Raw genomic sequence first — 23,526 nt, forward strand, 5'->3', positions numbered from 1 at the left:
GGGCGGCCGGCCTGATCGTCCCTCAAGGAGGTGCGCCAGGATGACCAGCACGGTCCCCGCGCTCGGAACCCGTACGGCCGAAGGCTCAGCACTCCAGGCCGTACTCCTCGACATGGACGGCACCCTGGTGGACACCGAGGGCTTCTGGTGGGAGGTAGAGGTCGAGGTCTTCGCCGCCCTCGGACACACCCTCGACGACTCCTGGCGCCATGTCGTGGTCGGCGGCCCCATGACCCGCAGCGCCGGCTTCCTGATCGAGGCCACCGGCGCCGACATCACCCTCGCCGAGCTGTCCGTCCTGCTCAACGCGGGCTTCGAGGACCGCATCGGGCGGAGCCTGCCGCTGATGCCGGGCGCCGCCAGACTCCTGGCCGAGCTGGCGGAGTACGAGATCCCCACGGCCCTGGTCTCCGCCTCGCACCGGCGCATCATCGACCGCGTCCTGACCGCGCTCGGCCCCCAGCACTTCGCGCTGACGGTCGCCGGTGACGAGGTCGCGCGCACCAAGCCGTACCCCGACCCGTATCTGCTCGCCGCCGCCGGACTCGGCGTCGACCCGGCCCGCTGCGCGGTCGTGGAGGACACCGCGACCGGTGTCGCGGCGGCGGAGGCGGCGGGCTGCCTGGTGGTGGCCGTGCCGTCCGTGGCACCCATCGCCCCGGCCGACCGGCGCACCGTCGTGACCTCCCTGGAAGTCGTCGACCTGGCATTTCTGCGCGGACTGATGGCCGACCGATGACGGAAATGCGCCAGCTGTTCACCGAGCGTGCAAAGTTCAATGGGACCAAAGGGAAAGGAATTCGGGAGTGATCGACCAGCCGAATTCCGTTGCTCTCCAACCGAGTTGAAGCGTGTGAGGTTCCCCACGTGCAGGAGGGTCGACATCGCCGTCGCCCTGTGCTGTTCACCCCATTTCTGAGGCCGATCACGCACCCTTGTGTCCCGATTGGTGAAAGCCTGCACTAATCCTTCCCTCGGCGGGTTTTCGGTCTGTCCACAGCCGGTTCCGCAGCGTGATGGGAACTCAACTACGGTGACCGTGAACCCCCGTGCGGGTCCGGACTAATCTCAACGCGAGAACATCGCCCTTATCCCCGTGATCGGCATCACCACCCCATGCATGCCGGGTACACGGACTCGAACAGCTCTGGAGAAACTCCCGCATGAACCGCAAGACTTTGGTGCTGCCGGTCGTCGTCGGCCTGCTCGCGCCGGTGCTCGCCGCGTGTGGCGGCTCCGGCAGCGGGAGTTCCAGCGACGATGCGATAGTCGTCGGCACCACGGACCGGTTCGAGGCGACGAAGGACGCTCCGGCGCCGCTCGACCCGGCCTACGCCTACGACGTCGGCACCTGGAACATCCTGCGCCAGACCGTGCAGACCCTGATGATCCAGCCCAAGGGCGAGGGCGACCCGGTGCCCGAGGCCGCCGAGAAGTGCGGCTTCACCGACACCGGCAACGAGCGCTACGCCTGCACCCTGCGCGAGGGTCTGAAGTTCGCCAACGGCGACAAGATCACCGCGGAAGATGTGAAGTACTCCATCGACCGCGCGATGCGCATCAAGGCCGACAGCGGTGTGTTCGCCCTGCTGTCGACCGTCGACACCGTCGAGACCCAGGGCGACCGCGAGGTCATCTTCCACCTGAAGACGGCCGACGCCACGTTCCCGTACAAGCTGTCCACTCCCGTCGCCGGCATCGTGAATCCGGACGACTACCAGAAGGACAAGCTGCGCGACGGCTTCGACATCGACGGCTCGGGCCCGTACACCCTCTCGGTGGCCAAGAAGGGCGACGCGATCACCACGGCCACGTTCACCAAGAACCCCAATTACAAGGGTGCCTTGAAGGTGAACAACAACAAGGTCGAGATGCGTTCCTTCGACGACGCCGACTCCATGGGCAGCGCGATCAGCAAGGGCGACATCGACGTCATGACGCGCACCATGTCGCCGGAGCAGATCCAGAAGCTCAGCGACGACACGGACGGCGACGTCGACCTCGTCGAGATGCCCGGCCTCGAAATCCGCTACCTGGGCTTCAACACCGACGCCCCGACCGTGAAGACGAAGGCCGTACGCGAGGCGATGGCCCAGATCATCGACCGCGGCGAACTCGTCTCCAAGGTCTACGGCACCGAGGCCGAGCCGCTCTACTCCATGGTCCCGGCGACCATCACGGGCCACTCGAACTCGTTCTTCAACAAGTACGGCGACCCGAGCGTCGCCAAGGCCAAGCTGACGATGGAGGGGGCCAACATCACCACTCCGGTGAAGCTGACCCTGAACTACACGACCGACCACTACGGCTCGGCCACCAAGGAAGAGTTCGAGCAGCTCCAGAAGCAGCTCAACGACAGCGGCCTGTTCGACGTCAGCATCAAGGGCACCCCCTGGGCGACGTTCCGTCCGGCCGAGCAGAAGGGCAAGTACGACGTCTACGGGATGGGCTGGTTCCCGGACTTCCCCGACGCCGACAACTACCTCGCGCCGTTCCTCGACAAGGACAACACCCTCGGCCTGCCGTACGACAACACCAAGATCAGGAGCACGCTGATCCCGGAGTCCCGTCGTGAGGCCGACCGGCTCGCCGCGTCCAAGAGCCTCACGGCCATCCAGGACATCGTCGCCACCGACGTCCCGCTGATCCCGCTGTGGCAGGGCAAGCAGTACGTCGCCGCCCGCGACGACGTCACGGGCACCGCGTACGTGCTCAACTCCTCCTCGACCCTCCAGCTCTGGGAGCTGGGCCGAGGCGTGGGCAACTGACAGCGCGGTCGCGCGCTGAACAAGCTCGACCAGTGGCCGGTCCCGCCGAATCCGGCGGGACCGGCCACTGGCCTGTCGGCCCGGGCCCGCAGACACGAAGAGGGCGCCCCTGTCAGGAAGGGGCGCCCTCTTTCGTACGTAAACCGGTGTCTACTGCCTTTAGTGCGTAACCGGTGTCTACTGCGCGCCGGGGCGCACCAGCCCGCTCTCGTACGCGTACACCGCGGCCTGGACCCGGTCGCGCAGGCCCAACTTGGTGAGGACGTGCCCCACATGCGTCTTGACGGTGGTCTCGCTGACGAACAGGTCGGCGGCGATCTCCGCGTTCGACAGCCCGCGCGCCACCAGCTTCAGCACCTCGACCTCACGCTCGGTCAACGTGTGCAGGGCGTCCGGGACGGGCTCGTCACCCGACGGCAGATGGCTGGCGTACTTGTCGAGCAGCCGCCGCGTGATGCTGGGCGCGAGCATGGCCTCGCCGGAGGCCACCACCCGGATCGCCTGCACGAGTTCATTCGCCGGCGCGTCCTTGAGCAGGAAGCCACTGGCTCCGGCCCGCAACGCCTCCACCACGTACTCGTCGAGATCGAAGGTGGTCAGCACCAGCACCTTCGCCGGACCGTCCCGCCCGGGACCGGTGATCTGCCGGGTCGCCTCCACCCCGTCCATCCGCGGCATACGGATGTCCATCAGCACCACATCGGGCTGCAGAGCCCGCACCTGGTCGAGCGCCTGCAGACCGTCACCGGCCTCACCGACGACCGCGAGATCCTGCTCCGCCTCCAGAATCATCCGGAACCCGGTTCGCAGCAGCGGCTGGTCATCAACCAGTAGGACGCGGATGGCCACGTGAATCTCCTTCGCTAGCCCGGGCCCATTCTGCCCTGCGCGGCGCCGGCCGACTCGACCGGCCTTGGGGGAGGCTGTCGGGTCTTGGTGGGAGGGGGTGTCGGGACGCGGTCAGCTGTGTCCGGACTTGTGGCGGGGCACCCGCCGTACGGACCCTTGGCGGAAGGGCCGGTCCGTCGCCTACGACCCCTTGGCGGAGGGATCGTCCGCAGTCTCCGGACCCGAGGCACCTTCAGCGGAAACACCGTCCACGGCCTCAACACCCCCGGCGGAAGCTCCACCCGCCGCCTCGACAACCCCGTCAGAACCGCCGTCGGCCCTCCGCACCGGCAACGGATACGGCGGGGGAGTGCCGCCGAACTCCGGGCACACGTCCTGGTGGTCGCACCAGCCGCACAGCTTGGTCGGGCGGGGGCGCCAGTCGCCCGTCTCCGTGGCCAGCCGGATCGCCTCCCACAGGGCCAGCAGCTTGCGCTCCACCCGCTCCAGGTCGGCGATGACGGGGTCGTACGTCACCACGTCCCCGCTGCCCAGATACACCAGCTGGAGCCGCCGCGGAACGACCTGCCTCAGCCGCCAGACCACCAGGGCGTAGAACTTCATCTGGAACAGCGCGCCCTCGGCGTACTCGGGCCGCGGCGCCTTCCCTGTCTTGTAGTCGACGATCCGCACATCGCCCGTGGGTGCCACGTCGACCCGGTCGATGATCCCGCGCAGCTTCAGTCCCGAATCCAGCTCGGCCTCGACGAACATCTCCCGCTCGGCGGGCTCCAGCCGCGTCGGATCCTCAAGGGAGAACCACCGCTCGACCAGCCGCTCCGCCTCCCCGAGCCAGCGCGCCAGCCGCTCACCCTCGGGATCGTCGGCGAACAGCTCCACGACCTCCGGCCGGGACTCCCGCAGCCGGTCCCACTGCCCGGGGATCAGCGACTTGGCCCGCGGCGCCGTACGCTCGGCCGCCGGCGCGTCGAAGAGCCGCTCCAGCACCGAGTGCACCAGGGTCCCCCTGGTCGCCGCCTCGCTGGGCTTCTGCGGGAGCCGGTCGATCACCCGGAACCGGTACAGCAACGGGCACTGCATGAAGTCACTGGCACGCGAGGGCGACAACGAGGCGGGCGCTATGGCGACGCGCTCGACCACGTCCACCGTCCCCGTCTCCACCGTCACCGCCGCGGTCGGCTCCGCCGCCGCGCCCTCGTCGCCGACTGTCCCCGCGACGCCCTCCGCACTGGTCTCCATGCCCACAGACCTTACGGCCCGCCACTGACAGTGACCCGATCCCGGCCCGCGAGCCCGCGACGGCCGGGGAAACGCGGGGGGTGCCGGGGCGGAACGCGTCGCGACCGCCGCATACCATCGACCCGAGACCCCTCCGCCCGGCTGGCGCGGAGGATGCTTCGAACGAGGGGACACCGTGGACGAGAGCGGCGGGAGCGGGCAGCCGCGGTCCGGCACCAACGAGCCGACCGAACACGCCCTGGGTGCCACGACCCCGACCACCGACCCCGGCACTCCCGAACCGAAACCGGACGACTCCGCCCACCAGAAGCCCGAGACGTCCCCGCAGGAGCGCGGGCGCGCGAACCCGTCGTCCGCGGAACACGGGAGCGCGACCGAGTCACCCGAGCACGCCACGGACGAAGAGGGCAGTGCCACGGGAACGTCGTCCGAGAGCCGCAGGGGCGGGAGCACGTCGTCCGGAGAGCACGGGAACACGGGTACGCCGTCCGGCGACCGTGCGGACGCGAGCAGGACGTCCCGGGACCACGGCGGCGGGAGCACGTCGTCGGGGGACCGCGAGGAGACGGCCAAGTCGCTCGAACACGCCACGCGTGACGGCGACTTGGAGCCGGGCACGTCGTCCGGGCCGGCCGCAGAGAGTCGTACGGAGCCGGGATCACCGGCAGAGTCCCCCGAGAACGGCGCCGCGGAGACGGAGACGCCCGGCACACTGCCCGGACGTGCGGCACAGGGCCACAGCGAGCCCGCCCCCTCGTCACCCGCCCACCTGAACGGTGAGCCGAAACGTGACGGCGCCTCCACGGCCACCGACCACGACGCCGACCGCATCCAGGGCCAAGACGACCACACCCCCAGCCACCCGAACCTCCCCTACGCCCACACCGACCCCGACACCACCCCCCACGCAGACCCCCGCATCGCCAAGGGCCGCCCCCCGCAGCGCCCCAAGGAGCCCGGCGGCGGCCTGCTGATGGGGCGGCCGTTCGGTGTGCCCGTCTACGTCGCGCCCAGTTGGTTCCTCGTCGCCGCGCTCATCACCTGGGTGTTCGGCGGTCAGCTGGACCGCGTGCTGCCCGAACTCGGCGCCGCCCGCTACCTGGTCGCCCTCTTCTTCGCGGTCGCCTTCTACGGCTCGGTCCTGGTGCACGAACTCGCCCACACCGTCGCCGCGCTCCGCTTCAAACTCCCGGTCCGCCGCATCCAGTTGCAGTTCTTCGGGGGAGTCTCCGAGATCGAGAAGGAGGCCGAGACCCCTGGCAGGGAGTTCGTGCTGGCCTTCGTCGGCCCGCTGCTCTCGCTGATCCTGTCGGGCATCTTCTACCTGGCCATGCTGCCCGTCGAACCCGGCACCGTCCCGGGCGTCCTGCTGGCCGGCCTGATGGTCTCCAACCTCATCGTGGCCGTCTTCAACCTCCTGCCCGGCCTGCCCCTCGACGGCGGCCGCATGCTCCGTGCCGTCGTCTGGAAGATCACCGGCAGGCCCATGAGCGGCACGATCGCCGCCGCCTGGGTCGGCCGCGCCCTCGCCGTCTCCGTCCTGATCGGCCTCCCGCTGCTCACCCAGACCGGCGCCCTCGGTACCAACACCGAGGACATCAGCGGCATGGACACCGTCACGGACGCCCTGCTCGCCGCGATCCTCGCCGCGATCATCTGGACCGGGGCCGGCAACAGCCTCCGTATGGCCCGACTGCGCGAACACCTCCCGGAACTCCGCGCCCGCAACCTCACCCGCCGCGCGGTCCCCGTCGAGACCAACACCCCGCTCTCCGAGGCCCTGCGCCGCGCCAACGCCGCCGGCGCCCGCGCCCTGGTCGTCGTCGACGCCGACGGCCAGCCCCTCTCTCTCGTCCGCGAGGCCGCCATCGTCGGCGTCCCCGAACACCGCCGCCCCTGGGTCGTCGTCAGCGGCCTCGCCCAGGACCTCACGGACGGCATGCGCGTCTCCGCGGAACTCGCCGGAGAGGACCTCCTGGACGCCCTGCGCGCCACCCCCGCCACCGAATACCTCGTGGTCGAGGAGACCGGCGAGATCTACGGCGTCCTGTCCGCCGCCGACGTCGAGCGCGCCTTCGTGAAGGCCATGGCCCGCCCCAACTGACGCACGCGCGCGTGGTCGGCGACCCCGGCAAACGCCGGTAGGCTGGTCACATGTCCGAACCGACCGGTGCCGCCCGCAGGCGCGGGCCCTTCAAGGTCGGGGACCAGGTTCAGCTGACCGACCCCAAGGGCCGCCACTACACGTTCACGCTCGAAGCCGGGAAGAATTTCCACACCCACAAGGGTTCCTTCCCGCACGACGAACTGATCGGTGCTCCCGAGGGCAGCGTTGTCCGCACCACCGGAAACGTCGCCTACCTCGCGCTGCGCCCCCTGCTCCCCGACTACGTCCTGTCCATGCCCCGCGGCGCCGCCGTGGTCTACCCCAAGGACGCGGGGCAGATCCTGGCCTTCGCCGACATCTTCCCCGGCGCACGCGTCGTGGAAGCGGGCGTCGGCTCCGGCTCGCTCAGCAGCTTCCTGCTGCGCGCCATCGGCGACCAGGGCATGCTGCACTCCTACGAGCGCCGCGAGGACTTCGCCGAGATCGCCCAGCAGAACGTGGAGCGCTACTTCGGCGGCCCGCACCCCGCCTGGCAGCTCACCGTCGGCGACCTCCAGGACAACCTGTCCGACCTGGACGTCGACCGCGTCATCCTCGACATGCTGGCCCCCTGGGAGTGTCTGGAGGCCGTCTCCAAGGCGCTCGTGCCCGGCGGCATCCTGTGCTGCTACGTCGCGACCACCACCCAGCTCGCGCGGACCGTCGAGTCCATCCGCGAGATCGGCTCCTTCAACGAGCCGACCGCCTGGGAGACGATGCTCCGCAACTGGCACGTCGAGGGCCTCGCCGTCCGCCCCGACCACCGGATGATCGGCCACACCGGCTTCCTCCTCACCGCCCGCCGCCTCGCGGACGGCGTCGAGCCGCCGATGCGCCGACGCCGCCCTTCCAAGGGTGCCTACGGCGACGACTACACCGGCCCGAACGCCGACGGTGGCGGCGCCGCCGGCCGCTGAGCCGCACCCAAAGGCGGCCCTGTGCCGCACTCAACGTACGAACGCCGTGGCCGAGTTCCCGGAGATCTCCGGGAACTCGGCCACGGCGTCTTTCTTCTGACGCACCGATTCCTGAAGAACCGATACCGCCGGACCCTCCCGTGTGACCGGGCGAACGAACTGTCGACCCCGCCGTTCCCCCGCACCGTGCCGTGTGGCAACATGCAGGCCACCCCCACCGGCACAGCCCTCACAGGAGACACTCCTAGTGCAGCACTCCGCCGTCCCGGAACTGGAACTGGCACACACGAACACCCGACCCATCCACTGGGTCGCCACCGCCACGGCTCTCGCCGGTGTCGTGGCACTCTCCTCGGGGCTCCAGCCCGACTCCGCGCACGCCGCCCAGGCCGCCGGCCCGCAGACCAAGTCCGCGCCCGCCGCCTCGGCCCCCGCGACCACAGGAGTCGCCTTCCCCCTCGACTGCGGCCCCGTGAAGGCCGTCGTACAGAAGAAGGCGTCCGGGGACCTCGACGGCGACGGACGGCCGGAGACCGTGGCGGTGGTGCACTGCGACGCGGGCATGGGCACCCCGCCCGACGGCGTCTACGTCCTCACCCAGGGAGCGGGCGCCGCCAAGCCGCGCGTCGTCGCCACCCTGGTCGCCCCGAAGGCCCGAGAGACCGTCACCGACTTCTCCGTACGCGACGGAGCGGTGCTCGCGACCCTGCTCGGCTACTCGACGGCGGACGTGCCCAGTTGCTGCCCCGACGTGAAGGAAACCGCCAAGTGGCAGTGGCAGGACGGCGCGTTCGTCCGCTCCACCCCCGGCAACGCCCAGAACGTCTGACGACGACCCGCTGAACCTCAGGCCGCGTCGGGCCCGTACACCTCGACCCGGTCCGCGACCCGGCGCACATGAATGCAGTCACCGGGGCACTCCTTGGCGGAGTCCACGACATCGACCAACAGCGGCAGCGGCACGATCGTGGTGGCACCCTTGTCCTGCAACAGCTCGTCGTCCGGGCTCTTCACATAGGCCAGACCGTCGATGTCCAGCTCGAAGACCTCGGGGGCGTACTGGGCGCAGATGCCGTCGCCGGTACAGAGGTCCTGGTCGATCCAGACCTCCAGCGCCTCGCCGTCGGCCGCGGCCTCGTCCTGCACGGTGATGTCTCCTGTTTCCGCCGGGTGTTGAACATCGTCGACCCTACCTCCGCCCGCCCGAACGACCTTTCTCCGCGATCTCAGGTTTCATGCCCCCGCATGACGGACACTGTCCGCATGGACACTCTCAGTCAGGAGCGGATTGGCCGGTTTCCGTAGGGTGCAGAACCCGCCCGCACGGCAACTCACGTCCACCGTGAAGGGTTTTGACCAACCCGGCCTTGGAACAGTCCGCTTCTGAATCACGTTGAGTGGGTATCCACTCGGCGTGAGGGAGAGCGCAGGGTGACCGACGACACACCTTGACAGTCTTTGTGATCTAGGGGTTTCAATCGACACCCACCCAGGTAGGGTCTGGAAGCGTCCAGCTCCCCTTGGAGGAGGTGAGGACCGTGGCAGCCCACGACGACGACATGAACCGCGGCATCCGCCCGGGACGAGGGTCCGACGACCCGTCCGGGCAGATTGCCTACCTTGAGCAGGAGATCGCCGTCCTGCGACGTAAGCTCGCCGACTCTCCGCGACACACGAGGATTCTCGAAGAGCGGATCGTCGAGCTGCAGACCAATCTGGCCGGGGTGTCCGCCCAGAACGAGCGACTCGCCAACACGCTCCGTGAGGCCCGCGACCAGATCGTGGCCCTCAAGGAAGAAGTCGACCGGCTCGCACAGCCGCCGGCCGGCTTCGGTGTCTTCCTCGTGGCCAACGAGGACGGCACAGCGGACATCTTCACCGGCGGTCGCAAACTGCGGGTGAACGTCAGCCCAAGCGTGGAACTCGAAGAGCTCCGCCGCGGCCAGGAAGTAATGCTCAACGAAGCGCTCAACGTGGTCGAGGCCATGGAGTACGAGCGTGTCGGCGACATCGTCACCCTCAAGGAGATCCTGGAGGACGGCGAACGCGCCCTCGTGGTGGGGCACACCGACGAGGAGCGGGTGGTGCGGCTCGCCGAGCCGCTGCTGGACATCACCATCCGCCCCGGCGACGCCCTGCTGCTCGAACCCCGTTCCGGCTATGTCTACGAGATCGTTCCGAAGAGCGAGGTCGAGGAACTCGTCCTCGAAGAGGTCCCCGACATCGGCTACGAGCAGATCGGCGGTCTGGGCGGCCAGATCGAGATGATCCGCGACGCGGTCGAACTGCCGTACCTCTACCCCGAGCTCTTCAAGGAGCACGAACTGCGGCCGCCCAAGGGCGTCCTGCTGTACGGGCCCCCCGGATGCGGCAAGACGCTCATCGCCAAGGCCGTCGCCAACTCGCTGGCCAAAAAGGTCGCCGAGGTCACCGGCCAGGCCACCGGCAAGAGCTTCTTCCTCAACATCAAGGGCCCCGAGCTCCTCAACAAGTACGTCGGTGAGACCGAGCGGCAGATCCGCCTGGTCTTCCAGCGCGCTCGGGAAAAGGCCAGCGAGGGCACCCCCGTCATCGTCTTCTTCGACGAGATGGAGTCCCTCTTCCGCACCCGTGGTTCCGGTGTCAGCTCGGACGTGGAGAACACCATCGTCCCCCAGCTGCTCGCCGAGATCGACGGCGTGGAAGGCCTGCAGAACGTGGTCGTCATCGGCGCCTCGAACCGCGAGGACATGATCGACCCCGCCATCCTGCGCCCCGGCCGCCTGGACGTGAAGATCAAGATCGAGCGTCCCGGCGCCGAGGCCGCCAAGGACATCTTCGGCAAGTACCTCACCGAGCGCCTTCCCCTCCACCCCGACGACGTGGGCGAGCACGGCGGCGACAAGACCACCACCGTCCAGAGCATGATCCAGACGGCCGTGGAGCACATGTACACGGAATCCGAGGAGAACCGCTTCCTGGAGGTCACCTACGCCAACGGTGACAAGGAAGTCCTCTACTTCAAGGACTTCAACTCCGGCGCCATGATCGAGAACATCGTGGGCCGGGCCAAGAAGATGGCCATCAAGGACTTCCTCGACCACAAGCAGAAGGGCATCCGCGTCTCGCACCTCCTCCAGGCGTGCGTGGACGAGTTCAAGGAGAACGAGGACCTGCCCAACACCACCAACCCGGACGACTGGGCCCGGATCTCCGGAAAGAAGGGCGAACGGATCGTCTACATCCGTACGCTCATCACCGGCAAGCAGGGCGCCGACACCGGACGCTCCATCGACACGGTGGCGAACACCGGTCAGTACCTGTAAAAAGCAGGGTGGCTGCGGGTGCCCTCGGCGGGTACCCGCAGCTGACTGTTTTTCAGGCCATGGCCGCAACAAGGGGCGCGTGAGGCAATGACGCAAATGATCTCCCCACCAGCGCAAAGCCGTTCTAGGCTCTTCGGTACCGCCGAGTCGCGCAGTGCGGGGACGGGCACCGCACACGCACCGGAGCGCCAGCGGTACTTGAGCGGCGCCCCCGACCGAGGGCGCCGCCGGGCAAGGAGGGCCGCATGACCGTACGGCGAGTAATGGGCATCGAGACGGAGTACGGGATCTCCGTCCCCGGCCACCCCAACGCCAATGCCATGCTCACCTCGTCCCAGATCGTCAACGCCTACGCGGCGGCGATGCACCGGGCCCGGCGGGCCCGCTGGGACTTCGAGGAGGAGAACCCGCTGCGGGACGCGCGAGGCTTCGACCTCGCCCGGGAGACCGCCGACTCCAGCCAGCTCACCGACGAGGACATCGGCCTCGCCAATGTCATCCTCACCAACGGCGCACGGCTCTACGTCGACCACGCACACCCGGAGTACAGCTCCCCCGAAGTCACCAACCCCATGGACGCCGTCCTGTGGGACAAGGCCGGCGAGCGCATCATGGCGGAGGCCGCCGAGCGCGCGGCCCAACTCCCGGGCGCGCAGCCGATCCACCTCTACAAGAACAACACCGACAACAAGGGCGCCTCCTACGGCACGCACGAGAACTACCTGATGAAGCGGGAGACCCCCTTCTCGGACATCGTGCGCCACCTGACACCCTTCTTCGTCTCGCGCCAGGTCGTCACCGGAGCGGGCCGGGTCGGCATCGGCCAGGACGGGCACGAGCACGGCTTCCAGCTCAGCCAGCGCGCCGACTACTTCGAGGTCGAGGTCGGCCTGGAGACCACGCTCAAGCGCCCGATCATCAACACCCGCGACGAACCGCACGCGGACGCCGAGAAGTACCGCCGCCTGCACGTGATCATCGGCGACGCGAACCTCTCCGAGATCTCGACCTACCTCAAACTGGGCACGACAGCGCTGGTCCTCTCCATGATCGAGGACGGCTTCATCGCCGTCGACCTGGCCGTGGACCAGCCCGTCCGCACCCTCCACCAGGTCTCCCACGACCCCACCCTCAAGCGCCTGGTCACCCTCCGCAGCGGCCGGACCCTCACCGCGGTCCAGCTCCAGATGGAGTACTTCGAGCTCTCCCGCAAATACGTCGAGGAGCGCTACGGCTCCGACGCGGACGACCAGACCAAGGACGTCCTGGCCCGCTGGGAGGACACGCTCAACCGCCTGGAGAACGACCCGATGAGCCTGGCCGGCGAGCTGGACTGGGTCGCCAAGCGCGAGCTCATGGAGGGCTACCGGCGCCGCGACGGCCTCGACTGGGACGCGGCCCGGCTGCAACTGGTCGACCTCCAGTACGCGGACGTACGGGCCGAGAAGGGCCTCTACAACCGCCTGGTGGCCCGCGGCCGTATCAAGCGCCTGCTGGACGAGGACGCGGTCGAGCGGGCGCGTACGACGCCTCCGGAGGACACGCGCGCGTACTTCCGCGGACGCTGCCTGGAGCAGTACGCCGACGACGTCGCGGCGGCCTCCTGGGACTCCGTGATCTTCGACCTCCCGGGCCGGGACTCGCTCCAGCGGGTCCCAACCCTGGAACCGCTTCGCGGAACGCGTAATCACGTCAAGGAGCTCCTTGACCGCTGTCGAACCGCGGAAGACCTGGTCAGGGTCCTGTCGGGCGGCTGACAGGACTCTCGGATCCGGGGCTCCGGACAGGGTGGAATGTCCGGTGGCCGGGAATCATCGAGGTGGCCGCCGTACGTTGTAGGAACTGCGGGGCCGATGTCAGTCCCTGCAAGTAGGGTCTGATCAAGAACGTCGAACCGAGCGGGGTGAGGGTTATGGCGACCAAGGACACCGGCGGCGGACAGCAGAAGGCGACGCGCTCCACGGAGGAGGTCGAAGAGCAGGCGGAGGAAGCGCAGGCGACCGACGACCTCAAGGAGCGCCACGAGAAGCTGAGCGACGATGTCGACTCGGTTCTGGACGAGATCGACGACGTACTCGAAGAGAACGCCGAGGACTTCGTGCGGTCATTTGTGCAAAAGGGCGGGCAATAGCGGACATGTCGGACCCGCTTGAATCGAAGCGGTGTACCGGATGTGGGCGAGAGTTGCCGCTCGGTTCGTGCGCTGTCGGGAGTGTGTGGCGGAACATTCTGCCGCGCACTACCGGCGGCGCAGGGAATCGCTCGGCAGGACTGTGCGCGAGAAGGTGGACATCCCCGTGGGGCACAAGTTGTGCCGAACCTGCGGGGAGGTGAAGCCCGCACAGCGAGTGGCACCGAAACTCGTCGGCATCGGACGGCCTGTCCACCCGGTGCAAGGCGTGTGGGGCCATCAAGGGGCGCGAGGATCATTTGAAGCGCAACTACGGCCTCACCGAAGCCGAGCGTGACGCGATGGTCGCCTCTCAAATGGGGCTCTGCGTTATCTGTTTGAAAGCCCCTGCCGTTCATGTGGATCACTGCCACGAGACGGGTAGGGTCCGTGGCGTACTGTGCTTCAACTGCAATTCGGCCATCGGCAAGTTGGGAGATGATCCCGACGCTGTTCGTCGGGCTGCCGCCTACTTGGAAGGATCCTCGTGGAAGCCAACACTCGTAGCACAGGGCGTCTACCAGCTGCCTTCCTGACGCCTGGGTCGTCGTCCTTCATGGACTTCCTCTCCGACCACCAGCCGGCGATGCTTCCGGGCAACCGGCAACTGCCGCCCACCCAGGGCGTCATCGAGGCTCCGCACGGCACGACGATCGTCGCCGTCACGTTCCCCGGCGGGGTCGTGCTCGCCGGTGACCGGCGGGCCACCATGGGCAATGTCATCGCGCAGCGGGACATCGAGAAGGTCTTCCCGGCCGACGAGTACTCGGCGGTGGGTATCGCCGGCACCGCCGGTCTGGCCGTCGAGATGGTCAAGCTCTTCCAACTGGAGCTGGAGCACTTCGAGAAGGTCGAAGGCGCCCAACTCTCCCTGGAGGGCAAGGCGAACCGACTGTCCACCATGATCCGTTCCAACCTCGGCATGGCCATGCAGGGCCTCGCCGTGGTCCCCCTCTTCGCCGGCTTCGACGTGGACCGCGGCATCGGTCGCATCTTCTCCTACGACGTGACGGGCGGCCGTTCCCAGGAGCTCGGCTACGCGTCCACCGGCTCCGGTTCGGTGTTCGCGCGGGGCGCCATGAAGAAGCTCTTCCACGACCAGCTGACCGAGAGCGAGGCCACGACCCTCGTGGTCCAGGCCCTCTACGACGCGGCCGACGACGACTCGGCGACCGGTGGTCCCGATGTCGCCCGCCGGATCTACCCGATCGTCACCGTGATCACCGAGGACGGCTTCCGTCGGCTCACCGACGACGAGTCCTCCGAGATCGCCCGCTCGATCCTGGAGCGGCGACTGCAGCAGCCCGACGGCCCGCGCGCCGCGCTGCTCTGACCCGGCTCGTTCTCATCCAGGTGATCCAGTGACTTCGACGGAACTTTAAAGAGAGGGACGGATACCGGTGTCGACGCCGTTCTATGTCTCACCCCAGCAGGCCATGGCCGACCGGGCGGAGTACGCCCGCAAGGGCATCGCCCGTGGCCGCAGCCTGGTCGTGCTGCAGTTCGCCGACGGCATCGTCTTCGTCGGCGAGAACCCGTCCCGTGCGCTGCACAAGTTCAGCGAGATCTACGACCGGATCGGGTTCGCGGCCGCCGGAAAGTACAACGAGTACGAGAACCTGCGGATCGGCGGCGTCAGGTACGCCGACATGCGCGGTTACACCTACGACCGTGCGGATGTGACCGCGCGCGGTCTCGCCAACGTCTACGCCCAGACGCTCGGCACGATCTTCTCCAGTGCGGCCGAGAAGCCGTACGAGGTGGAGCTGGTCGTCGCGGAGGTCGGGGACACGCCGGACGGCGACCAGATCTACCGGCTGCCGCACGACGGTTCGATCGTGGACGAGCACGGCTCGGTCGCGGTCGGTGGCAACGCCGAGACGATCAGCACCTATCTGGACCAGCGCCACCGCGACGGCATGACGCTCGCGGAGGCGCTCAAGCTGGCCGTGCAGTCCCTGTCCCGTGACACGAACGGCAGCGAGCGGGAGATCCCCGCCGAGCGCCTGGAGGTCGCGGTCCTGGACCGTACGCGTCCGCAGGCCCGCAAGTTCCGGCGCATCGTCGGCCCGCAGCTGTCCCGCCTGCTGGAGGGCGAGAACGCGGACACGTCGTCCGAGGAGTCCGACGCCGACGACGAGGAGTGAGTCGACCTCACCCAGCTTTTCGCGTGCCCCGGCCGGTCATCGGCCGGGGCACGCGGCGTTGCGGGGGCCACAGGGGCGTCAGGCGGCGCCTGGTGGCGCCGTGGAGCCGCGGACGACCAGTTCCACCGGGATGTCCCCGTCCTCCGGTACGCGGCCGTCCAGGACGGCCAGGAGGGCGCGCATGCCGTGTTCGCCGAAGAGTTCGGCGTCGAGGCGGACCGTGGTGAGTTCCGGGTCGATGGCGGTGGCGAGGGCGAGGTCGTCGAGGCCGGTGATCGAGAGGTCGTCCGGGATGCGCAGGCCCAGGCGGCGGGCGGCCTTGTAGGCGCCGGCGGCGAGTTTGTCGTCGTCGCAGACCAGGGCGGTCACCCGTGATCCCGGTGCCGCGAGCGCGGCTTCGGCGGCGGCCAGGGCGCCCTCGATCGAAATGGGGGCGCGGGTCGTACGGACCGAGGTGCCCTCGAACTCGCCGACCCGTGCGGCCAGTTCACGCGCGCGTACCTCGAAGGTCCAGGACGGGACGTCGGCGGCCAGGTGCAGGAAGTGGCGGTGGCCCAGGGTCAGCAGGTGGTCGGCGACCTGGCGGATGCCGTCGGCGATGTCCAGGTTGACGGTGGCCGCGCCGAGGCTGCCCTCGGGGTCGCTGTCGAGCATGACCAGGGGGAGTTGGTCGCCGCGGATCGCGGTGAGGGCGTCGGCGGCCATGGAGGAGGCGATCACGCCGTCCAGGGCGGCCTGGGCGGAGGCGAAGGGGTCGCGGGCGGGGCCGATGCCCTCGGGGGAGGGGTAGAGGACCACGCCGAAGCCGTGTTCGGCGGCGACCCGGGCGGCGCCGGTGTAGACGCCGGCGAAGAACTCCGTCGTCAGCACCGGGACGACGAGCAGGACGGTGCGGGTGCGGCCGAGGCGGAGGTTGCGGGCGGCGAGGTTGGGGCGGTAGCCCAGGTCGCGGGCGGCCTCGCGGACGCGTTCGGCGGTCGTGGCCGAGACCCGGCCGCGCCACTTGTCGCCGAGCACCAGGGAGACCGCGGCCTGGGAGACGCCGGCGGCCTGCGCGACGTCGCGGCTCGTGGGGCGGGTGCTGGCTGGTGCCACGGTCGGCCTGCTCCTTGGTGAGGACTCCGTAGGGACTCCGTATGGACTCGCGAACAGCGCACATGGTACGTATGACTGCAGACGTTATACGTAAAACCTCATGCGCGACGGTGAGGGGGAGGGCGGGACGAGGCCGTGGGATATCTGGAGATCCTCAGGGCGAGGCACGCCACCCGCCTGCTGGTGGGCACGCTGGTGGGACGGCTGCCGAACGCCACCGCCGCGATCGCGATCGTGCTGTTCATCCGCGCGGAGGGCGGCACCTACAGCCTCGCGGGCGCGTTGGCGGCCGTGTACGGCATCGCCAACGCGGTCGGACAGCCCCTCCTGGGGCGCCTGGTGGATGTCCACGGGCAGCCGCGTGTGCAGCTGCCCGCCGCGGTCCTGTCGGCGCTCTCGATGGCCGTCTTCGCCTTCTGGGGGACCGATCCGCTGCCGCTCGCCTACGTGGCCGTCGCGGCCGCCGGTCTCTTCGCGCCGCCCCTGGAGGGCGGTCTGCGGGCGCTGTGGCCGGCTGTGCTGCGCCGGGAGGAGCAGGTGCACACGGCGTACGCGATGGACGCGGTCGCCCAGGAAGTCATGTTCACCGTGGGGCCGTTGCTCGTGACGGTGTTCGTGTCGCTGTGGTCCGCCCCCGTCGCGCTGCTCGTGCTGAACGTCATCGGGGTGCTGGGCGCCCTCTCCGTAGTCGTGTCGCCGCCCTCGCGCGCGTGGCGTTCGGCTCCGCGCGAGGCGCACTGGCTGGGCGCCCTGCGCTCGCCGGGGCTGCTGGCGCTGCTCGGCGCGTTCCTGTTCGTCGGGATGGCGCTCGGGTCGATCACGGTCGCGTCCGTGCCGTACGCCGACGGGCACGGCGGTGACGTGGTGTACGGCTGGCTGATGGCGGCGATCGGGCTGGGCGCGCTGCTGGGCGGGACCGTCTACGGGGCGCGGCAGTGGAGCGGGGTGCCGGAGCGCCGACTGCGGGTCCTGGTGGGGCTGCTGGCGGTGTGTTACCTGCCGTTGATGCTGATGCCGGGCGCGGTCGGCATGGTGCTGCTGACCGTGCTCGCCGGGGTGTTCCTCGCGCCCGCTCTCGCCTGCGCCTTCATCATCGTCGACCGGCACGCCCCGAAGGGCACGGTCACCGAGGCTTTCTCGTGGCTTGTGACCACGTTCACCGTGGGGGCGTCGGTCGGAACGGGCGTCGCGGGGCCGGTCGTACAGGCCGGTGGGGCCCTGTGGGGGTTCGTCGTGCCGGGGGCCGCGGGGGCCGTCTCGTTGCTGGTTCTGCTGACCACCGGGCGGGTCCTCGCAGCTCCCGCCGTGGGTGCGGTGGTTGCGGCTTCATCGGAAAATGATCCAAACCGTGCCGCCGAACCCCGTTTCAGCACAGGCGATCGGGCGTAATGTTCAGTCATGGACCGCCGCATTTTCGGGCTGGAGAACGAGTACGGCGTCACGTGTACGTTCAGGGGACAGCGGCGTCTGTCTCCCGACGAAGTGGCTCGGTACCTCTTCCGCCGTGTCGTGTCATGGGGCCGCAGCAGCAATGTCTTTCTGCGAAACGGCGCCCGGCTCTATCTCGACGTGGGCTCACATCCGGAATACGCGACCCCCGAATGTGACAACTTGACCGAACTGGTCACCCACGACAAAGCCGGCGAGCGCATTCTCGAAGGACTCCTGGTGGACGCCGAACGACGCCTGCACGAGGAGGGAATCGCGGGCGACGTCTACCTCTTCAAGAACAACACCGACTCGGCGGGCAACTCGTACGGCTGCCACGAGAACTACCTGGTGGCACGGCACGGCGAGTTCTCCCGGCTCGCGGACATCCTCATCCCGTTCCTGGTCACGCGTCAGCTTCTGTGCGGCGCGGGCAAGGTGCTTCAGACTCCGCGTGGCGCCGTGTACTGCGTCAGCCAGCGCGCCGAACACATCTGGGAGGGCGTCTCCTCGGCGACGACGCGTTCCCGACCCATCATCAACACCCGGGACGAACCGCACGCGGACGCCGAGCGCTACCGCCGTCTCCACGTCATCGTGGGCGACTCGAACATGTCCGAGACGACCATGCTGCTCAAGGTCGGCGCCACCGACCTGGTGCTGCGCATGATCGAGGCGGGCACGGTGATGCGCGACCTGACCCTGGAGAACCCGATCCGGGCGATCCGCGAGGTCAGCCACGACATCACGGGCCGGCGCAAGGTGCGTCTGGCCAGCGGACGCGAGGCATCCGCGATCGAGGTGCAGCGCGAGTACTACGAGAAGGCCGTGGACTTCGTCGACCGCCGCGGCATCCGTACCGGCACCGTCGCGCAGGTCCTCGAACTGTGGGGCCGGGTGCTGGACTCGATCGAGGCCGAGGACCTCGACCGGATCGGCACCGAGATCGACTGGGTCATGAAGTACCAGCTCATCGAGCGGTACCGGGCGAAGCACAACATGACCATGTCCCACCCGCGGGTGGCGCAGATCGACCTCGCCTACCACGACATCCACCGTCGCCGAGGGCTCTACTACCTCCTGGAGAGGAAGGGCCAAGCCGCCCGGATCTGCAACGACTTGAAGATCTTCGAGGGCAAGTCCGTTCCGCCGCAGACCACTCGGGCCAGGCTCCGCGGCGACTTCATCCGCAGGGCTCAGGAACAGCGGCGGGACTTCACCGTCGACTGGGTCCATCTCAAGCTCAACGACCAGGCCCAGCGCACGGTGTTGTGCAAGGACCCGTTCCGTTCCGTGGACGACAGGGTGGAGAAACTGATCGCCGGAATGTAGGCGAAAGTATCCGGATATCGACGTCCGGATGCATATTCGGTACGCCACACGGGCCCCGTACGTTTCACGTACGGGGCCCGTGTCGCACCGTAGAGTTGCGCGCACGCCATCAACAAGATCGACCGATTACGAGGCCTTCACCGTGCGCCGACGCTCCGTTCTTATCGCTGTTCCCGCAGGACTTGTGACGCTCGCGGGGTGCGGTGACAGCGATTCCTCCTCCAGCAAGGCCAGCGCGTCGCCGTCGCCCTCGCCGTCCTCCTCGGCCTCGACCGTGCCGCCGCCGAAGCTCGTGGACGGTCCGCTGCCGGCGATCACCGCGGGCACCAAGTTCGACGAGAAGCCGACCGTCGCCAAGGGCACCGGCACTCCGTCGAAGGACCTCGCGGTGAAGACGGTGATCGCGGGCGGCGGCAAGGCCGTGGCGGAGGGCGACTTCGTCAAGGTGAACTACCTGGGCCAGATCTGGTCGACGGCCAAGGTCTTCGACAACTCCTACGACCGCAAGACCTCGTTGGTCATCCAGCTCGCCCAGGGCGGCATCATCGACGGCTGGCGCTACGGCCTGGCGGGCAGGAAGGTCGGCAGCCGCGTCGAGATGGCGATCCCGCCGACCTGGGGATACGGCACGGCGGGCAGCCCCCAAGCGGGCATCAAGGGCACCGACACGCTGGTCTTCGTGATCGACATCCAGGACTCCTTCAACGCCAAGAGCTCCGCCAAGGGTTCGACCGTCGCGCAGTCCGACGCCGATCTGCCCAAGGTCGGCACGAACACCGACGGCAAGGCCCCCTCGGTCACCATCCCCAAGGCGGACCCGCCGAAGAAGCTGGTGTCGAACTACGTCCTGGAGGGCGACGGAGCCGTCGTCAAGGAGGCGCAGTCGATCCTCTGCCAGTTCAAGGGCGTGGTCTGGTCCACCGGCAAGGAGTTCGAATCGACGTACTCCCAGGGGCGGTTGAGCCAGTTCGCGATCAAGGACATGGAGTCGGTCGTCAAGGGTCTGGCCCAGGGCATCACCGGCAAGAAGGTCGGCAGCCGCATCATGATCGTGGCGCCCGCGGACCTGGCCTACGGGGACACCCCGCCGAGCGGCGGTGCCATCAAGAAGGGCGACACCCTGGTGTTCTCCGTGGACATCCTGGCGGCCATGTGACCCCTGCGGGGATCGGCCTGGCCGGAGCGCGACCCCGGCTGGGATGCGAGACTGTCCGAGTTGTCTTGTCGTACACATAGCAGGAGCCAGAGACGTGAGCATCGAGAAGCCCGAGATCGACTTCCCGGAGGGCGAAGCCCCGGCCGACCTGGAGATCGTGGATCTCTGGGAGGGTGACGGAGAGATCGCGGTGGCGGGCCAGAACGTCACCGTTCACTACGTGGGAGTCGCCTTCAGCACCGGCGAGGAGTTCGACGCCAGCTGGAACCGCGGCACCCCGTTCAAGTTCCCGCTCGGTGGCGGCCGTGTCATCAAGGGCTGGGACAAGGGCGTGCAGGGCATGAAGGTCGGCGGCCGCCGCCGGCTGACCATCCCGGCGCACCTCGCCTACGGCAACCAGAGCCCGACCCCGGCGATCAAGCCGGGCGAGACCCTGATCTTCGTGGTCGACCTCATCGCCGTCTGATCACCGGTTCCGACCGGACCCGATCACCTGGGGCCCATGCCTGCGAGGGCATGGGCCCTCGGCTTTTGCCAGGCCTCCGCGGGGCGGTACGGTCATCGTTCGTAAGCACATACAGGGAGGCGAAGGGCGTCGATGGCCATTGCCAAGGCCGAGCGGCTGATGAACCTCGCGCTGTGTCTGCTCGGGACACGGCGGCCGCTCAGCAAGCGTGAGCTGCGCGAATCCATCGAGGCCTATCTCGAAGCGGGCAGCGACGACTCCTTCAACCGGATGTTCGAGCGCGACAAGGACGATCTGCGCGAACTCGGCCTCGTCATCGAGACGGTGGAGAACCTGGACGGCGAGGTCGGCTATCTCGCCCGCCGCGACAGCAACCGCCTCCCGCCCATCACCCTCGACGCCGAGGAGGCCGCCGCGCTCGGTCTCGCCGCCAAGGTGTGGCAGCAGGCCCGGCTCGCCGGCGCCGCGAGCGGCGCGCTACAGAAGCTGCGCGCGGCCGGGATGCCCGAGGACCTCGACCCGTACGAGCCGCACGGCGCCCTGGAGCCGCGCATCCCGGTGCACGAGGCGTCGTTCGAGCCGCTGATGCTGGCCTGCCGCGACCGCCGGCCCGTCCTCTTCGACTACCGCAAGGCCACCGCCGCCCGCCCCGAACCCCGCAACGTCGAGCCGTGGGCGCTGGAGTGCTGGCGCGGCCACTGGTACCTCGCCGGCTGGGACCGGGACCGGGGCGCCGAGCGGGTCTTCCGGCTGTCCCGGATCACCGGCAAGGTGCGCTCGCGCAACGGGCGGTTCACCGCGGACATCCCCGACGTCGTCACCGTGCGCGAGACCGTCGCGAGCTGGGCGGGGGAGACCGCCGACCGCTCCGCGCTGATCCGGCTGCGCACGGGCTCCGGGTACCCCTTGCGGGCGAAAGCCGCGGCGGTTCGGGAACTCGCGGACGGCTGGGACGAGTTGGAGATTCCGTACGGCCACGGGCTGGACGCCTGGCTGGTGGAGTTCGGGCCCGACGTGGTCGTCCTGGAGCCCGCCGAGCTGCGGGCCGACGTGGTGGACCGGCTGCGCGCTGTGGCCAAGGGCTGAGGGGGAGCGGAAGAGAACTGTGGCAGGCAAACCGGTCAGGCCCGTCAACGCCATCGACCAGACCCGGCGGATGCTCTCCCTGGTGACCTATCTGAAGGAGCGCCCCGGAGCACGTATCGAGGACGTCGCCCGTGCCTTCGGGATCACCGAGGACGAGCTGGTCTCCGACCTCGACGTGCTGCCCATGTGCGGAACCAGCTTCCGGGGCGGCGACCTGCTCGACATCGACACCGACGGCGACCGCATCTGGTGGCACAACCCGGACGACGTCGCCGAACCGCTCCGGCTCGCCGCCGACGAGGCGACCGCCCTCCTGGTGGCCGCCCGCGCCGTGTCGACCCTCCCGGGCCTGCGCGAGAGCGACCGGCAGGCGCTGCTGCGGGCCAACGCCAAGGTGGAGGCGGCGGCCGGTGAGGCGGCCGGGGCCAGCGCACGCCTCTCGGTGACCTTCGAGTCCGAGGGCGGGGTCTTCGCGGACGTCGACCGCGCGATCTCGGAGCGCCGCCGCCTGTGGATCCGCTACTACTCGCCCGCCCGCGACGAGTTGAGCGAGCGGGAGATCGACCCCATCCGGCTGGTCAGCGTCGGGCACACGTACGTGGAGGCCTGGTGCCGGCGCTCCGAGGCGCGGCGCACCTTCCGCCTCGACCGGGTCGCCGAGATCAAGATCCTCGACGAGCCGTCCGCCCCGCCCGAGATTGAACTGCGGGATCTGTCGGAGGCGCTGGTCCAGCCCGCCGCCGAGGACCCCGAGGTCGTCGTCGAGGTCGGCCCGGGTGGGCGCTGGGTCGCCGAGTACTACCCGCACGACAGTGCCGATGAGCTTCCCGACGGCGGGCTGCGTATTACCTTGCGCACCCCCGACCCGACGTCCCTGAGACGCCTGGCCCTGCGGCTCGGGCGCGACGGCCGGATCGTCTCCCCGAGCGACCTCGCCGACAGCGCCCGCCGGGCCGCCCGCGAGGCGTTGGCCGCCTACGACGGTCCGCAGGGTGTTGCTGACGCGGTGCACGGTGTTGACGAGAGGCCGGAGTGAGCCGTAACGGCTGAAAGCGCCCCGGAGGCGAACGACCAAGGAAAGAGGGAGCAGGGGCTGTGAGCGAGTCGACTATGACGGGTGTCCCGGGGGTCTCTGGTGTCCCGGGTGGTCCGGAGATGACGGTGGCCGCCGCGTTCGCCGGGATGAAGAGCGTGGTCCCCGTGATGTTCAGAGCGGGCTGCCCGGACTGCCGGGGCAACTTCGAACTGGCGGCGAGCGCCCTGCGCCTCGCCATCGGCGCCACCAGCCGCACCACCTTCTACTCGTTCACCTGCCCCGACTGCGGCACGGCCGTACGCAAGCCCGCGGGGGAGCGGATCGTCGAACTGCTCACCGGCGGCGGGGTCCGGACCCTGCGGCTGACCTCCGTCGGGTAGCAGGGT

22 protein-coding genes are annotated in these 23,526 nt (G+C 69.0%); 18 read left to right on the top strand and 4 right to left on the bottom strand.

The genetic code is table 11. The features are described 5' to 3' along the window. The first annotated feature begins 40 nt into the window (after positions 1-40). Positions 41-739 (top strand): HAD family hydrolase, encoded by a 699-nt coding sequence (locus OG194_RS37990; protein WP_327405273.1) that lies wholly within the window; start codon positions 41-43, stop codon positions 737-739. 424 nt (positions 740-1,163) lie between these two features. Beyond that, positions 1,164-2,768 (top strand): ABC transporter substrate-binding protein, encoded by a 1,605-nt coding sequence (locus tag OG194_RS37995; protein ID WP_327405274.1) that lies wholly within the window; start codon positions 1,164-1,166, stop codon positions 2,766-2,768. 177 nt (positions 2,769-2,945) lie between these two features. Here the strand turns inward: OG194_RS37995 and OG194_RS38000 are convergent, their stop codons facing one another. Beyond that, positions 2,946-3,617, bottom strand: a complete 672-nt coding sequence (locus tag OG194_RS38000) for a response regulator (protein WP_019059117.1) — start codon at positions 3,615-3,617, stop codon at positions 2,946-2,948. Between the two features lie 180 nt (positions 3,618-3,797). Beyond that, positions 3,798-4,856 (bottom strand): RecB family exonuclease, encoded by a 1,059-nt coding sequence (locus OG194_RS38005; RefSeq protein ID WP_327405275.1) that lies wholly within the window; start codon positions 4,854-4,856, stop codon positions 3,798-3,800. Positions 4,857-5,568: 712 nt separating this feature from the next. Here OG194_RS38005 and OG194_RS38010 point away from each other — a divergent pair. From OG194_RS38010 to OG194_RS38020, 3 genes are all read left to right on the top strand, one after another. Beyond that, positions 5,569-6,960, top strand: coding sequence for a site-2 protease family protein (locus OG194_RS38010; RefSeq protein ID WP_442811820.1), 1,392 nt, complete (start codon positions 5,569-5,571; stop codon positions 6,958-6,960). 50 nt (positions 6,961-7,010) lie between these two features. Next, the gene (locus OG194_RS38015; protein WP_019059114.1) at positions 7,011-7,919 is read left to right on the top strand and encodes a tRNA (adenine-N1)-methyltransferase; all 909 of its coding nucleotides are present in this window, start codon (positions 7,011-7,013) and stop codon (positions 7,917-7,919) included. Between the two features lie 247 nt (positions 7,920-8,166). Beyond that, entirely contained in the window at positions 8,167-8,748 is a 582-nt protein-coding gene (locus OG194_RS38020) for a hypothetical protein (RefSeq protein ID WP_327405277.1), read from the top strand. A 17-nt stretch (positions 8,749-8,765) separates the two neighbouring features. On the opposite strand, the gene OG194_RS38025 is transcribed toward OG194_RS38020, so the two are convergent. Continuing rightward, complete coding sequence (locus tag OG194_RS38025; protein WP_327407345.1) at positions 8,766-9,071, bottom strand: ferredoxin; 306 nt, start codon at positions 9,069-9,071, stop codon at positions 8,766-8,768. A 386-nt stretch (positions 9,072-9,457) separates the two neighbouring features. On the opposite strand from OG194_RS38025, the gene arc reads away from it, so the two are divergent. From arc to prcA, 6 genes are all read left to right on the top strand, one after another. After that, positions 9,458-11,224, top strand: coding sequence for a proteasome ATPase (gene arc / locus OG194_RS38030; RefSeq protein WP_327405278.1), 1,767 nt, complete (start codon positions 9,458-9,460; stop codon positions 11,222-11,224). Between the two features lie 245 nt (positions 11,225-11,469). Further along, entirely contained in the window at positions 11,470-12,981 is a 1,512-nt protein-coding gene (dop, locus tag OG194_RS38035) for a depupylase/deamidase Dop (protein WP_327405279.1), read from the top strand. Positions 12,982-13,136: 155 nt separating this feature from the next. Next, positions 13,137-13,355: a ubiquitin-like protein Pup gene (locus OG194_RS38040; RefSeq protein ID WP_019066113.1), complete on the top strand. Its 219-nt coding sequence runs from the start codon at positions 13,137-13,139 to the stop codon at positions 13,353-13,355. 341 nt (positions 13,356-13,696) lie between these two features. After that, positions 13,697-13,930 (top strand): endonuclease VII domain-containing protein, encoded by a 234-nt coding sequence (locus OG194_RS47765; protein ID WP_442811821.1) that lies wholly within the window; start codon positions 13,697-13,699, stop codon positions 13,928-13,930. After that, positions 13,882-14,727, top strand: coding sequence for a proteasome subunit beta (gene prcB, locus OG194_RS38050; RefSeq protein WP_327405280.1), 846 nt, complete (start codon positions 13,882-13,884; stop codon positions 14,725-14,727). Before OG194_RS47765 ends, prcB begins: the two co-directional genes overlap by 49 nt. Before the next feature lie 67 nt (positions 14,728-14,794). Further along, complete coding sequence (gene prcA, locus OG194_RS38055) at positions 14,795-15,541, top strand: proteasome subunit alpha (protein ID WP_327405281.1); 747 nt, start codon at positions 14,795-14,797, stop codon at positions 15,539-15,541. A 78-nt stretch (positions 15,542-15,619) separates the two neighbouring features. Here the strand turns inward: prcA and OG194_RS38060 are convergent, their stop codons facing one another. After that, a complete protein-coding gene (locus tag OG194_RS38060; RefSeq protein WP_327405282.1) occupies positions 15,620-16,636 on the bottom strand; it encodes a LacI family DNA-binding transcriptional regulator in 1,017 nt (338 codons plus the stop codon). A gap of 135 nt (positions 16,637-16,771) precedes the next feature. On the opposite strand from OG194_RS38060, the gene OG194_RS38065 reads away from it, so the two are divergent. From OG194_RS38065 to OG194_RS38095, 7 genes are all read left to right on the top strand, one after another. Next, positions 16,772-18,025, top strand: a complete 1,254-nt coding sequence (locus OG194_RS38065) for an MFS transporter (protein ID WP_327405283.1) — start codon at positions 16,772-16,774, stop codon at positions 18,023-18,025. A 9-nt stretch (positions 18,026-18,034) separates the two neighbouring features. Continuing rightward, on the top strand, positions 18,035-19,396 hold the full coding sequence (gene pafA / locus OG194_RS38070; RefSeq protein ID WP_327405284.1) for a Pup--protein ligase: 1,362 nt from the start codon (positions 18,035-18,037) through the stop codon (positions 19,394-19,396). A gap of 142 nt (positions 19,397-19,538) precedes the next feature. Continuing rightward, a complete protein-coding gene (locus OG194_RS38075; RefSeq protein WP_327405285.1) occupies positions 19,539-20,552 on the top strand; it encodes an FKBP-type peptidyl-prolyl cis-trans isomerase in 1,014 nt (337 codons plus the stop codon). A gap of 94 nt (positions 20,553-20,646) precedes the next feature. Beyond that, complete coding sequence (locus OG194_RS38080; protein ID WP_327405286.1) at positions 20,647-21,018, top strand: FKBP-type peptidyl-prolyl cis-trans isomerase; 372 nt, start codon at positions 20,647-20,649, stop codon at positions 21,016-21,018. Positions 21,019-21,150: 132 nt separating this feature from the next. Then, positions 21,151-22,104 (top strand): helix-turn-helix transcriptional regulator, encoded by a 954-nt coding sequence (locus OG194_RS38085; RefSeq protein WP_327405287.1) that lies wholly within the window; start codon positions 21,151-21,153, stop codon positions 22,102-22,104. 19 nt (positions 22,105-22,123) lie between these two features. Then, a complete protein-coding gene (locus tag OG194_RS38090) occupies positions 22,124-23,140 on the top strand; it encodes a helix-turn-helix transcriptional regulator (protein ID WP_327405288.1) in 1,017 nt (338 codons plus the stop codon). 74 nt (positions 23,141-23,214) lie between these two features. Then, positions 23,215-23,520 (top strand): hypothetical protein, encoded by a 306-nt coding sequence (locus OG194_RS38095; RefSeq protein WP_327407346.1) that lies wholly within the window; start codon positions 23,215-23,217, stop codon positions 23,518-23,520. Positions 23,521-23,526 lie beyond the last annotated feature (6 nt).

It is taken from the genome of Streptomyces sp. NBC_01288, from assembly GCF_035982055.1.
Classification (GTDB): Bacteria; Actinomycetota; Actinomycetes; order Streptomycetales; family Streptomycetaceae; genus Streptomyces.